At 34.5% G+C, this 13,879-nt stretch carries 13 protein-coding genes; 4 read left to right on the top strand and 9 right to left on the bottom strand.

The window, feature by feature from the left end:
• Window position 1 precedes the first annotated feature (1 nt).
• From BUR17_RS17255 to BUR17_RS17265, 3 genes are all read left to right on the top strand, one after another.
• Window positions 2-4,795 (top strand): translocation/assembly module TamB domain-containing protein, encoded by a 4,794-nt coding sequence (locus BUR17_RS17255; RefSeq protein WP_074231830.1) that lies wholly within the window; start codon window positions 2-4, stop codon window positions 4,793-4,795.
• Window positions 4,796-4,929: 134 nt separating this feature from the next.
• A complete protein-coding gene (locus BUR17_RS17260) occupies window positions 4,930-5,400 on the top strand; it encodes an Lrp/AsnC family transcriptional regulator (protein WP_066678756.1) in 471 nt (156 codons plus the stop codon).
• 68 nt (window positions 5,401-5,468) lie between these two features.
• Window positions 5,469-5,858: a hypothetical protein gene (locus BUR17_RS17265; protein WP_074231831.1), complete on the top strand. Its 390-nt coding sequence runs from the start codon at window positions 5,469-5,471 to the stop codon at window positions 5,856-5,858.
• Between the two features lie 232 nt (window positions 5,859-6,090).
• On the opposite strand, the gene BUR17_RS17270 is transcribed toward BUR17_RS17265, so the two are convergent.
• The 3 genes from BUR17_RS17270 to BUR17_RS17280 all read right to left on the bottom strand — a co-directional run bounded on the left by BUR17_RS17270 (window position 6,091) and on the right by BUR17_RS17280 (window position 9,772).
• Window positions 6,091-7,035: a transketolase family protein gene (locus BUR17_RS17270; protein WP_074231832.1), complete on the bottom strand. Its 945-nt coding sequence runs from the start codon at window positions 7,033-7,035 to the stop codon at window positions 6,091-6,093.
• A gap of 88 nt (window positions 7,036-7,123) precedes the next feature.
• Entirely contained in the window at window positions 7,124-7,975 is an 852-nt protein-coding gene (locus BUR17_RS17275; RefSeq protein ID WP_066678764.1) for a transketolase, read from the bottom strand.
• 222 nt (window positions 7,976-8,197) lie between these two features.
• Entirely contained in the window at window positions 8,198-9,772 is a 1,575-nt protein-coding gene (locus tag BUR17_RS17280) for a sodium:solute symporter (RefSeq protein WP_074231833.1), read from the bottom strand.
• Window positions 9,773-9,995: 223 nt separating this feature from the next.
• Between BUR17_RS17280 and BUR17_RS21155 the strand changes: the two genes are divergently transcribed.
• Complete coding sequence (locus BUR17_RS21155; protein WP_262484513.1) at window positions 9,996-10,121, top strand: hypothetical protein; 126 nt, start codon at window positions 9,996-9,998, stop codon at window positions 10,119-10,121.
• A gap of 9 nt (window positions 10,122-10,130) precedes the next feature.
• On the opposite strand, the gene BUR17_RS17285 is transcribed toward BUR17_RS21155, so the two are convergent.
• From BUR17_RS17285 to BUR17_RS17310, 6 genes are all read right to left on the bottom strand, one after another.
• Window positions 10,131-10,412, bottom strand: a complete 282-nt coding sequence (locus tag BUR17_RS17285) for a GNAT family N-acetyltransferase (protein ID WP_185114093.1) — start codon at window positions 10,410-10,412, stop codon at window positions 10,131-10,133.
• Window positions 10,413-10,414: 2 nt separating this feature from the next.
• Window positions 10,415-10,813, bottom strand: a complete 399-nt coding sequence (locus tag BUR17_RS17290) for an OsmC family protein (protein WP_074231834.1) — start codon at window positions 10,811-10,813, stop codon at window positions 10,415-10,417.
• A gap of 198 nt (window positions 10,814-11,011) precedes the next feature.
• On the bottom strand, window positions 11,012-11,542 hold the full coding sequence (locus BUR17_RS17295) for an NADPH-dependent FMN reductase (RefSeq protein ID WP_074231835.1): 531 nt from the start codon (window positions 11,540-11,542) through the stop codon (window positions 11,012-11,014).
• Window positions 11,543-11,584: 42 nt separating this feature from the next.
• Complete coding sequence (blaCPS, locus tag BUR17_RS17300; RefSeq protein ID WP_074231836.1) at window positions 11,585-12,457, bottom strand: CPS family subclass B3 metallo-beta-lactamase; 873 nt, start codon at window positions 12,455-12,457, stop codon at window positions 11,585-11,587.
• Between the two features lie 32 nt (window positions 12,458-12,489).
• On the bottom strand, window positions 12,490-13,389 hold the full coding sequence (locus BUR17_RS17305; RefSeq protein ID WP_074231837.1) for a pirin family protein: 900 nt from the start codon (window positions 13,387-13,389) through the stop codon (window positions 12,490-12,492).
• A 76-nt stretch (window positions 13,390-13,465) separates the two neighbouring features.
• Window positions 13,466-13,783, bottom strand: a complete 318-nt coding sequence (locus tag BUR17_RS17310) for a GNAT family N-acetyltransferase (protein WP_074231838.1) — start codon at window positions 13,781-13,783, stop codon at window positions 13,466-13,468.
• Between the last annotated feature and the right edge of the window lie 96 nt (window positions 13,784-13,879).

Raw genomic sequence — 13,879 nt, forward strand, 5'->3', positions numbered from 1 at the left:
AATGGCAAAGTTAGAGAATAATAACGAAAATGAGAACAAAAAATCGGTAGCTGAAAACCTGGGAGATCAGGTACAAAAGACCGTAGAAAATGTTCAGGAGACTGTGAAAGAGGCTTCTGAGCTGGCTTCAGACGCTATAAATCACCCAATAGATACCGCACAAGAATTTGGTAAACAGGCAGCTAAAGATGTTGTAAGCTATTCTTGGTGGGCAAAACTTTTATTGATTCTTTTCTGGACGCTTCTTTCAATTATCGTTCTTGTTTTTATTGCAATTAACTTACCGGTTACCAAAAGATGGGCTGCAGATCAGGCTTTACAGATTGTCAACAGAGATTTTAAAGCTAAAATGTCTACCGAAAGTGTAGAGGTCGATTTCTTTGGAGATGTTACCATTAAAGGTTTAAGGATAAAAGATTATAAAAATCTAGACTTTATTAAAGCAAGAGAGTTTAAAGCCAATTCCGATTGGTTTTCTTTGGCAACCAATATAGGGAAAAACAATTCTTTAAGTTTTAACGGTTTGACGCTTAATGATGCAGACATTAAAGTAATTACGTATAAAGGCGACAGTATTTCAAACTTCATCCGTTTTACACAACTTTTTGACAGCGGTAAAAAGAAAGACCCTAAAAAGCCACCTTTCCAACTGAACGCACGTTTAGAAATTTTAAATTCAAAAGTTTCTATTGTTAATCAAAATTCTCCGGGAGAACCAGGGAAATGGTTGACAGCGACTAATGTAAATCTGATTGCTCCAAAAGTTAAAGTTAATGGCGCAAATATTAATGCCCGAATTGACAATTTTACTTTCATCACCAAAAGATGGGGGAAATCTCATTTTGTAGAAACTTTTTCTACCGATTTTTCAATGACCGAAGATTTTCTGGCTTTGGGGGATCTTACTTTAAATACCGATCATTCGCTTCTTCAGGGAGATATTAAATTTAATTTAAATAAAGGTTCGTGGGCAGATTTTACCAACAAAGTAAAGTGGGACATGAATATGAAACTGGGAAGCCAGATAAGTGGTTATGATATTTCTTATTTTGTGACCAACTGGGATAATTTTATTCCATTTAATGCAAGCGGAAAAATGACGGGGCCGTTAAATCATTTTACTTTAGAAAACTTTCTGATCAGAAATCCTTCGGTAAATATTGCAACAAAAAAACTGAAAGCCAATCATTTGCTGAAAGGTGATTTCACGATAGAAACTGAAAACCTTTCAGCAGATTTTACGTATAAAGATTTGAAAGCAATGATGCCGACTTTCGTTTCCTCAAAGATGAAAAACTTTGCGGATGATTTCGGTAAACTAAAATATAGCGGAACTGCGAAAGTAACTCCGAAGCAGGTTTATGTTTCTTCAGGAAATCTGATGACAGGAATCGGACAGGCAAAAATTTCTAATTTTTACTTAACAGATTACAGCTCACCTTTACCTAAATATAAAGGATACGCCGAAGTTAATGACTTAAATACTTCCGTCATTACCAAAAGCAAAGCAGTTGGTTTGATTTCTGGTAAATTTAATTTAGATGGACAAAGTTTTGATGTCAATACAATGCGTCTGAGTACAAAATCTCAAATTTCCAGCATTGAAATCATGAATAAAGAAATCAATAATGTGGTTTTGGATGGTCTTTTAGATCATAAAAAATACAACGGATTGATTACCGTAAATGACGAACAGGCAAAAGCAACAGTAAAAGGTTTAATAGATTTCAGTACCTCAAGAATTTCTGCCAATGTAGATGCTGATGTTGCTTATTTAAATATGAATTATTTTACCGACAAAGCTGGAAGTCAGATTGTAAGTGGTAGAGTAAACGGGAAAATGGCAATGTCAAATATCAATGATTTGAATTTGGATGTTGAAGCCTCCAATGTAAATTTCGCAACAGCAGATCAAAAATATCATATTCCGAATGCTAAGCTGAAAACTTTTGTGGAAGGTGGAAGCCGTTCTATTTTGGTTGATGCTCCGGGCGCAGTAAACGGAAAAATTTCGGGGAAATATAATCTTGCTGATTTGGCAGGAATGGTTGAAAATGGTTTAGGGAAAATTTTGGTTGGTCCTGAACCAAGAAAATTATACCGCGGACAAACTTTCGCCATGGATTTTGATGTTGAACAAGGTTTGGTTGCCTATTTTATGCCGGATTTAAAACTTCCTCAAGGCGCGAAAGTGGAAGGAGAATATGACGGTAATTCAAATAATCTGATCTTAAATCTGGATGCAGCTTCTCTGAAATACATTATGACAAAAAAGGAGGAGATTACTGAAGCAGATCGTGCTTTGGCAGAAGCAAATCCTGATTATAAAATTGATGATAGAGTAGCGGTTACAAGAGACAGCGCCATGGTTGACAGTGTGATGGTGAGAATTAATACTGCCAATACTGAACAACAGCTTTATGCAAAAATAAGCAGACTCGAATACAATAAAAATATTCTGAAGGATGTAATACTTACTGGCAAAAATGAGAATAATTCAGTTTTAAGAATTGCTACCAATTTTAAACATGGAAGTCCGGAAGATGAACTGAATGAAACTCTGAAAGATTATGCGATTAATTTTAATCAGTCCACGAATCCTGCAGGAGATTATGTATTCAGATTTGAACCTACTGAAGTCAATTTAAATAATGTGAAATGGTCAATAGACACAAGTCCGGAGCTCGATCATTATATAAGTTACCGTAGAAAAACATCTGATTTTGAAATTCATAATTTAAAAATTTATTCAGACGATAGCTCATTACTTGTTAACGAATCTATCTTTAAATCTATTAAAGATTTTTATGTGGATGCGGAAGTTCAGAACTTTGCCATAGAAAAACTTTTAGAAATGCAGTCGGGCGGAAATCCTATGGATATTAAAGGTTTGGCCAATGGAAATGTGAAAATCAAGATGGATAAAAACACATTGCAACCTTTGGTTGATCTTACTGTAGACAACATCATGATGAATGGCAATGATATGGGAGATGTGACGATTTCTGCAGTCAACGGCTTTTCTCTGAACGTTTACGATGTTGATGTAAGAGTTGCTTCAGCGGGAGTAATTGGAAATAATAATCTGCATTTAACAGGAACGGTTAATAACAATACACCATCTCCAACCATTGATTTAACAACAGAATTAAGAGATTTTGATCTTGCATTTACGCAACAGTTTGTACAAAGTATTTTTGGAAATTTAAGAGGAAAAGCAACGGGTGATCTGAAAATCAACGGTACTCTTAAAAATTTAGATTACAGCGGTGATATTGCTTTAAAAGAATTTGGTTTAAAATTATTATTTACAGGAGTTGATTACTCGTTTGATGATACGGTGATTCCGCTTTCTAAAGGTTTGGCGATTTTAAACAATATTGGAGTTCACGACGGAAGATCAAATTCTTCAGGATCAATTTCGGGGGCGATACAGTTTGAAACTTTATCTTCAATGGGAGTCAACCTCGTTATGAGAGCCGATAATTTATTAATGCTAAATACAACTCAGAAAGACTATGATCTATTTTGGGGAAGAGTTTACGGACAAGGCGATTTATATGTCGACGGACCTGTTTCTGCTTTAAATCTTTCTACTCCAAACATGAAAGCTCTAAATGGAAGTACATTTACTTTCAACTCAAGTTCTACTTCTAATGTTGAGGAATTTAAAATGTTGAGGTTTTTGAAGGAAGGAAAAGATGGCTTAGTTACTTTAGAAGAAAAGAAAAAGACCGGCGCCAATATGAATATCGATTTCAGTTTGGATGTTGATAAAGGTACCACGGTAAACGTTCTGGTAGGTGATGATGTTGGAAATATTACGGTGAAAGGAATGGCGAATAATCTGAGATTTCAGATGAGCCGACAAGGAAATATTGCCATGAACGGATCTTATATGGTCGACAGTGGAACTTTTGTGTCTAAAGCGATTCTTAACAGAACTTTCCAGATTCAGAAAAACAGCAGCATCAGATGGGATGGTGATGCAATGAAGCCAGCTTTGGATATTTCTGCCAATTATGTGAGAATGGTTTCCAATGCTGGAGATTATTTAAATATGGGACAATTACAGCCAATCAGTGTACTGTTGCAGGCAAATATTACCAATACCTTAAATGATCCTAAAGTTGCATTAAATGTAACCGCACTTGATGTTTCGAGTCAGGTGAAAGAAACTTTGGCAGCGAAAATTAATCAAACAGAAGGTGAAAATGTCTTACAGTTTGGTTCTATTTTGTTGCTGAATATGTTTAATGTAACTAATTCGGGAGGTGGGCTAAATATAGATGCTGCAGGAATTGCGGAATCTTCCGGTTATAATATGCTATTAAAACAATTGGGTTCTGTTTTGAATACAGTAAGTAACGAATTTCAAATTGATTTGAATTACGTAAAAGGAAACGATCAGTTTTCTAACAGTGGAGACAGAGCAAATGCCGGAGTAAGTTTTGATTTATCACCAAGAATTACGGTAAAAACAGGTTTGGGAATCCCACTTTCAAGAACAGAAAATACTAGTAACAATTATCTCTCTGGTGAAGGGTCTGTAGAATATGATATTTCTAAGAAAAACGACGGTACACTGGTCTTGAGAGGTTATTCTAAACCCACCAACATCGGAATGGGTGTAGGAACTGTAGGTACTAATGGTTCTGCAAATCAGGCTTATGGTGGTGGTATCGTTTGGAGTAAAAGCTTTAATTCTTTGTTCAAAAAGAAGAAAAAAGACAAAAAGTCAGCTACTGACAAAGTTGAAATAAAAACAGATTCTGTAAAATCAAGTGGCAAATAGCTGTAAATTTTTAATGATTTTTATCATACGTGTTAATTATTGTTAATATTTGATATTATTTTTTTAGTTTAATTATTTTTTTTAATTTTGTAAAAAATTTATTGATTTTTTAGGAAAAATATAATTTCACTAATATGAACTATCAACTGGACGAAATAGACAAGAAAATTCTTGATTTCTTAGTAGAAAACACAAGAATGCCTTTTACAGAAATTGCTAAGCAGATGGATGTTTCTGCGGGTACAATTCACGTAAGAGTGAAGAAAATGGAAGATGCAGGTATTATTTTAGGATCATCTCTTAATCTTGATTATGGTAAACTAGATTACCATTTCACAGCTTTTATCGGAATTCTTTTAACAAAATCAAACCGTACGCAAGAGGTTTTGAAAGAGTTAGGAACAATTCCAAACGTTATCGAAGCAAGTGTTATCTCTGGAAAATACAACATTTTCTGCAAGGTAAGAGCTAAAAATACAAACGACGCAAAAAGAATCATCTATCAGATTGACGATATTCAGGACGTAATGAGAACTGAATCTATGATCTCTATGGAAGAATTCTTAAGCGATAAAAACAGGTTGATCAACGCAATCTCAATTTAATCGAATTTTAGACGATATAAATACTAAAGAACTTATGAAATCATTCATAAGTTCTTTATTTTTGCAGTATGGAAAAGGAATATAAAGAATATAGCTATTTTGATGTAGATCCGAAGAAAGGATGGGGTTTTATTTTGGCTTTGGCTTCTCTGCTTTTGTTTACAGTTATGGGCATGGGAATCGATATTGACGAGTATCTTCAGCATGAGTACCTCAATATACCAAGATGGTATTTCTACGTGATTTTCACGATCGATGCTTTGATGATTATAAGTCTTGTTCTGATGTTTTTTTACAGAAAAATAGGGATGTTTGCCTTTCCTGTGTTATTGGTTCTTCATTTCCTGATGCATAATTATTATTTGTCAACTTTCTTATATACGGATGTCACCAATCTTTTCCTTTTTACAGGATTTGGAATGTTGGCAATTATTCCAAAGTGGAAATTTTTCAAATAATCTTTTAAAGATATTTTTATAAATAAAAGCCGGCACTCGTCGGCTTTTTTAATGTAATCTTATCTTAAATGTATCAAAGAGACTAATGAATGAATTGCTCCGTAGGAGCAAAATCTGTGTAGCAATAGGATAGAATGAATACTTAATATGCGCTCCGTAGGAGCGCTACCTTTGTAATCAAATAAAAAAGCATCCAAATTTTGGATGCTTTTCAATAGTATCGAGGATAATATTATGCTAAAATTCTTTTCACCGCTTCTTTTACAGCAGCAGAGTCAATTTTATATTTTTTCATTAATTCAGCTGGTGTAGCAGATTCTCCGAAAGTATCGTTAACCGCAACAAATTCCTGTCTTGTAGGTCTTTTTCTTGCCAACATTCCTGCAACTGATTCACCTAATCCACCTAAGTAATTATGTTCTTCAGCAGTTACAATTTTACCTGTCTTTTCAACAGATTTTAAGATGATTTCTTCGTCTAAAGGTTTAATTGTATGAATGTTGATTACTTCACAAGAAATCCCTTCTTTCTCTAATTCATCTGCAGCAACCAAAGATTCCCAAACTAAGTGACCTGTTGCAACAATCGTTACATCAGTTCCTTCTTGCAAAAGAATTCCTTTTCCGATTTCGAAAGGCATATCTTCCGGAATGAATACAGGAACAGTTGGTCTACCAAATCTTAAATATACAGGACCGTGGTGGTCTGCAATTGCCAATGTTGCAGCTTTTGTCTGGTTGTAGTCACAAGGATTAATTACCGTCATTCCAGGAAGCATTTTCATCATCCCGATGTCTTCTAAAACCTGGTGTGTTGCTCCGTCTTCTCCTAAAGTAAGACCTGCGTGAGAAGCACAAATTTTTACATTTTTATCTGAATATGCAATTGACTGACGAATTTGGTCATACACTCTTGATGTAGAGAAGTTAGCAAAAGTTCCGGTAAAAGGAATTTTTCCCGTGATGCTTAAACCTGCAGCAAGACCCATCATATTTGCTTCTGCGATACCAACTTGGTAAAATCTTTCAGGAGCTTTTTCGATGAATTTTTCCATTTTCAAAGAACCGATAAGATCTGCACACAATGCAACTACATTTGGGTTTTTATCAGCCAATTCAGCTAAACCAGCCCCAAAACCTGAACGTGTATCTTTTTTTTCTGTATATGTATATTTCATGAGAATTTAAATTTTGATAATTGATAAATGATGTGTGATCAATGATATTGAATCGTATCATTTATCGATGATAATTTATCATTTATAATTAATAATCAGCTGGAGCTTCTAAATACAATTGTTTGAAAGCAGTATCCAATTGCTCGTCATTTGGAGCTTTTCCGTGCCAAGCGTGAGTTCCCATCATGAAATCTACACCAGCTCCCATTTCTGTATGAAGGATAATTACTACTGGTTTTCCTTTTCCTGTTTCAGTTTTTGCTAATTCTAAAATTGCAATTACAGCTTCAAGATCGTTACCGTTTTTCTCTTCCAAAACTGTCCATCCGAAAGATTCCAGTTTTGCATGAAGATTTCCTAATGAAAGTACATTTTCTGTGCTTCCGTCAATTTGCTGTCCGTTGTAATCGATGGTAGAAATAATGTTGTCTACTTTGTTTGCTGCAGCATACATCAAAGCTTCCCAGATCTGTCCTTCCTGCAATTCTCCATCTCCGTGAAGAGAGTAAACCAAAGAGGTATCACCATCTAATTTTTTCCCCTGTGCAACACCTAAAGCTACAGAAAGACCTTGTCCTAGAGATCCAGAAGCAATTCTTACTCCTTCCAAACCTTCGTGAGTGGTTGGGTGACCTTGCAATCTTGAATCTAATTTTCTGAAAGTTTTCAATTCGTCCACCGGAAAGAAGTCGAATCTAGCCAATGTAGAATAGAAAACTGGCGAAATATGTCCGTTTGAAAGATAGAAGTGATCTTCATTTTTACCTTCCATTGTGAAAGGAAGATTGTAGTTCATTACTTTACCATACAATGCTGTGAAGTACTCAGTACAGCCCAAACTTCCACCTGGATGCCCTGAATTTACAGCGTGAACCATTCTTAAAATGTCTCTTCTGATTTGTGTTGTAAGAGATTTCAGCTCTTCAATACTTTTACTCATATATTAGGATTTATTTGCATGCAAATTTACAATTTTTTGTCGGCTTATGGAAATGCAAAAATCCGGACTTTGAATCCGGATCTTATTATGCTTCACTTTGAGAAAATTTAGATCATTAAACAAAGTTTTTATTATGACAAATCTCGCAGCCCGACTTGAGCGGAGCTCTTTTTGTGAAACAAAAAAGCGGGAGCGGAAGGCGGAAAAGCTGCCCAAATTATTCTAAACTACTTTCAAATAATTTTTATTCTTCACCAGCCACAATCCAATGAAAGTTAGTAATCCGTTAAGAATAATCAGTTCTACGCCAATTCGATAATCTGTATAAGTTGTTACAGCTAAATTAATAAGATAAGTAATAACGGGAGCCAAAAGCGTTACGGAAAGAATTGAATATTTTTTTGAAATTTTAAATTTGGTGAAAATTCCGAAGGCAAAAAGTCCTAAAAGAGGTCCGTACGTGTAACCAGCGATTTCCATGATTAAATAAACAATCGACTTGTCATTCATTGCTTTGAAAACCATAATTAAAATAAAGAAAACAACCGTAAAGATCAAGTGAACTTTCATTCTCAAGCGTTTTTTCTCTTTTTCAGTTTTGCTTTTGTCTTCATTAAGATTTAAAAGGTCAACGCAATATGAACTAGTCACCGCCGTTAAAGCTCCATCCGCAGAAGGGAATAAAGCGGAAATTAACCCAATAATAAAGATGACCGAAATGATCATTGGAAAATGCCCTTGAAGAGATAAAGATGGGAATAAATCGTCGCCCATTACGTTCTTGATATTTCCTGCAGCATCTTTGAATCCAAAAATATTAGAAACGACTTCTTTTCCATCTACCATATTTGTGATTTGAGAATATTCTGCCCCATTTTGTAAAGCAAAAAGATAAAGCAAACCTCCTAAAAATAGAAATGCAAGATTTACAAAAAGCAAAGTTCCCGCAAAAGTTAACATGTTTTTCTTTGAATTCTGAAGATTGTCAACTGAGATATTTTTCTGCATCATTTCCTGATCCAATCCGGTCATTGCGATGGTAATAAAAATTCCGCCTAAAATAGTTTTGAGGAAAAATGTCTTGGAATTCGGATCAAAATTGATGAAATGAGTATAATTTTTCTGTTCTAAGATCGTGTAAGCTTCGCCAAAAGATAAATTTAAATTGGATAAAATGTAAATAATACATGCAATTAAACTGATGATCATAAACGAAGTCTGCAATGTATCGGTAATGACGATCGTTTTTACACCGCCTTCAAAAGTATACAAAAGCACCATTAATAGAAGCGCCAAAGCGGTTACCCAAAACGGAACGCCTAAACCTTCCAATAAAAATATCTGTAAAACATTGACTACCAAATATAATCTTGCCGTCGCTCCGATTGCTCTTGAAACGATGAAAAATACAGAACCAATTTTGTGTGCTTCTACATTGAATCTTTTTCCTAAATAGGTGTAGATCGAGGTCAGATTCATCTTATAATAGAGTGGAAGTAATATTGCTGCCACAATAAAATAACCGATGAAGAACCCGATCACCATCATGTAATATTCAAAGCCGCCGAAAATATATTCGCTTCCGGTCATTTTACCGACCGTTCCAGGAACGGAAATAAACGTAACTCCACTTAAGCTGGTTCCGATCATCCCGAAAGCAACGAGCCACCATTTACTTTTTTTGTTTCCAATGAAAAAAGATTGGTTATCAGAATTTCGGCTCGTAAAATAAGAGATCACCAAAAGACCAATGAAATAAACAAAAACAAATAGCAAAAGTATAGTTCCGGAATTCATGTTTACAATTTAAATTTCAGCAAATATAGTTTTTTTTCGAATGTAGCGGATGTTGGATGTTTAATGATGAAAGTTTTGGATAAATTGTAATTTACATGAACTAAGATTTGATCTAAAATAAAAGATCCGTGAAGAAAAAACTTTAAAATCAATTATAATTCTTTCTTCACGGAGATAGATAACTTGTGAATTTTTTTGTCACCAATGCACGAATTTTTGTTTAATGAAAATAGTAACGGTTAAATTCGTGTATTCGTGGCGATCTATTTTCTTCTCACAGATTGCACAGATTAGCACAGATTTTATTCTCAATCATCTGCGAAAACCTGCGAGATCTGTGGGAGTTTAATATCCCGCTTTATAAAACATCACGCAAGTCTTCGTTTTTCTGGAAAGTTGCTTTTGCAAACGGACAAAGAGGAATAATCTTTTTACCATTTTCTCTTGCAAATTCTACCGCTTTTATCAGCATTTCTTTTCCTACACCTTTTCCGTTGTAGGCTTCTTCAACTTCGGTGTGATCGATGATGAATCGGTCTTCACCTGCCCAAGTATAGGTCATTAATCCCGCTCTTCTTCCATCGATCAATGCTTCAAAGCTTCCGTGTTTTTCGTCGTTGTTTTGTTTTACGTCTATCATATTTAAGAAAATTTGGTTTGTATTTCTATTTCGTTATTTAACATTTTGTGTACCGGACAAGCATCTGCAATGGTGTGAAGCCTTTTCAGTTGTTCTTCACTCAAATCATTTCCTTCAAAACTAATGTTTCTTTTAAAAACTGCTAATTTTGTTAAAGGAAAATTTTCCAGTTCTACTTCTACGTCGATTTTTTCAACGTCCCATTCTTTTCTCTCGATGTACATTCTTAAAGTGGCTGCAGTACAGCTTGCCAAAGAAGTTGCAAGAATTTCAAAAGGATTAAACCCCTTGTTTTGTCCGCCTTTGTCGATGGGTTCGTCAGTGATCAGACTGTTTTCGCCTGCGACAACTTCCGTGTAATATTTTGTTTTGCCTAAACTAGCTTTTACAGTTACAGCCATATTTTTGTTAGATGTTAGATGTTAGATGTTAGATGTTAGATGTTAGATGTTAGAAGATCTTTGATCTTCCAAACTTATGTGTTCTTTATCAACATTATTATTTTACTTAAAAACCTATGTGACTTATATGTCTAAAGCTTTTGTGCCTTTTGTGGTTAAAAAAGTCCCACAGATTTCACAGATTCTCACATATCTTAATTAAGCAATCTGATTTTTAAAACTTTCTATTTTATTATTTAAATCGTTCAGCATTTCAGGATTGATAACTCCGCTTTCCAAATCGAAATTTTCGTAAAATTTAGGTAATGAAAAAGTTTCTTTTACCTCTGCAGCAAACTGCGGGAAGAAAGTTTTTGCAGTATTCATTACATTTCCACCGCCATAACCTCCCGGAGAAGTACTCATCAAAAACATCGGTTTATTTTGAAAAACTTTTACATTGATCCTCGAAGCCCAGTCGAATACATTTTTAAAAGCCGCCGAATAAGAACGGTTATGCTCTGCTAAAGAACAGATAATGACATCGCATTCTTCAAATTGCTTTAAAAAATTATGCGCTTCATCCGGAAAACCTTTCTTTTCAAGATCAACAGAAAATACAGGCATCGTGAAATCATTAAGATCGATTAAATTAATCTCGTGTTCCTGAAAGTTTTTCAGAACAAATTTTACCAGCTCTCTGTTGATAGATGTGGAAGAAGTACTTCCTGCAAATGCTAATATTTTCATGTTTATTTGTTTTAAATTTAAAAAAAGAAAATCCTGAATTATTTATTTTTTCGCTGAATCTTCTTTTACTTTTTCCAGATAATCGTTTTCCAGTTCTTTAAGCCTTTTAAAATAATTTTCTTTATCCATAAACAACTTTGGGTTGTAAGGATCTCCTTCTTTTCGCTTTTTATGAAGATCAAACTGACTTGCATGTGAAGCTACCCAAACATCGAAATTTATTTTTTTCATCGCTTCAAAAGTATATCCATAATCTTTTTGAATAGTAGGATATTTCTTTACATCCGAGAATTTATGGTCAATAATAATTGAAGGTAAATTGGCGATCAAAACTTTATAGTTTTTATTTCCTTCTTTGGTTTCAAATAAAAAACTGCAAGATCCTTTTGTATGACCGGGATGATGAAGTAAGGTTAATACTGAATTTCCCAATTTTATTTTAGCATTATTTTTTAAAAGAAGATCAGGATGTACAGGTTCGAAAGTTACTCCGTATTTTCCCATTTCGTAGTCAGATTTCCCACCACTTTTAAGTTCTGAAGCATCTTTTTCGTCAACATAAAGTTTTGCACCGGTCTCTTTTTTTATTTGAGCCATTGCTCCCATGTGATCATAATGAGCCTGCGTTAAGGTAAGAATTTTAATGTCTTTATACTTAAAACCCAACTTTTCGATATTTTTTTTAATGGTAGAATAAGAATCTGCCAAACCTGTGTTGATCAAAATATTGCCTTTATCGGTCACGATGAGATAAGATGCAAGATCGTAAGTTCCTACATAATACAAATTACCCACAATTTTGAAAGGTTCGTAATCTTTTGACCATTCTGCCGGATTATTTTTAGGCTCTGTTACGGTTTGTGCAGTTCCAAAAAAAGATAGACATAGTAAAAATAAAAGTGTCAGGTTTTTCATCTGTAAAATCGAACTGTTTATAAAATATTGTTTTATTTTCTGTTTAAAATGGCTTTAGGAAGCGGAACATATTCCTCTTCATCTCCGGGAACCAAAGGAAAAGCATCGTGATTCTGGTCATTCCAGTTTACTTTTGCTTCGTCAATTATTTCTTTGTCTGAATTTACAAAATTCCAGAAAATGAAACGTTCTTCATCAAAAGGTTCGCCTCCGAAAAGATAAACGGTTCCGTTTTCACTCATTTCAAACTCACAAAGTTGCGTGTTTTTGGCGATCAGCAATTGTTTTGAACCGTAAGAATTATCTTCAATATTTACCGTTCCGTCTAAAACATACATCGCTGCTTCACCGTAAAGATCTTTTCCGATGCTGATCTTCTGTGCAGTTTTAGTTTTAATTTCGATAAAAAATAATTTACTGTGAACTGGAACGGGAGATCTTTTATCGAAAGCTTCACCAGCAATCAATTTATACTGAATGTCGCCATCTTCCCAAACAGGAAGTTCGTTGGCTTCAATATGATGAAAAGTAGGTTCGCTTTGTTCCAAATGTTTTGGAAGACCTACCCAAATTTGAAAACCATGAAGTTTTTTATCTGTATTCCTTAAATATTCAGGAGTTCTTTCTGAGTGTACCACGCCTTTTCCGGCAGTCATCCAGTTCACAGCGCCCGGTTTTATTTCAAGAGCGCTTCCAATGCTGTCTCTGTGAAAAATAGATCCTTCTAAAAGATAGGTTAAAGTAGAAAGACCAATGTGTGGATGTGGCGGAACATCAAGATTCTGATAATCTTTTAATTCTGCAGGTCCCATGTGATCGATAAAAACGAAAGGACCAACCGCTCTTTTTTCACGGAAAGGCAATAATCTTCCCACTAAAAAGTTTCCGATATCTGCGGATTTTTCTTCTAATATAAGTCCGATATTTGACATAAATATTGTGATTTTAGTTTTTGTGGATAGCTAATTTAATTAAAATTTATTCTATTTAAGGCTACTTTAATAAAAATTAAAGTTTATCGTAGCCTTCAAATTTTTCGTCTACAATACGTTTCCAATCTGGATTTTTTTTGATGTATGCAAAAACATATGGACAAAACGGAAGCAGCTTTTTGCCACTTTCTTCAATATAGATCAACGTTTTTTCAACGACTGCAGCGGCAGCTCCGGTTCCTGCTAATTCCGGCTCAGCTTCTGTATGAATTAAAGCGAATCGCTGACTTGTTTCTTTATAATCGATAAAAGCAAAATGACCGTTTACTTCGATCTCAAATCTCTTTTTATCTTCGTTTTTTACTAATGGAATGTTTTCAAATTCTGGTTTCATGATGTTTATATTTTTTAAGTTTTATAAAAGAGAATAATGTTTGTCATCCTGAAAGGATCTTGACTTTCAAAAAATAAGGTTAGATTCCTGCGGAGT

It is taken from the genome of Chryseobacterium scophthalmum (genome assembly GCF_900143185.1).
In the GTDB taxonomy this organism is placed as follows: domain Bacteria; phylum Bacteroidota; class Bacteroidia; order Flavobacteriales; family Weeksellaceae; genus Chryseobacterium; species Chryseobacterium scophthalmum.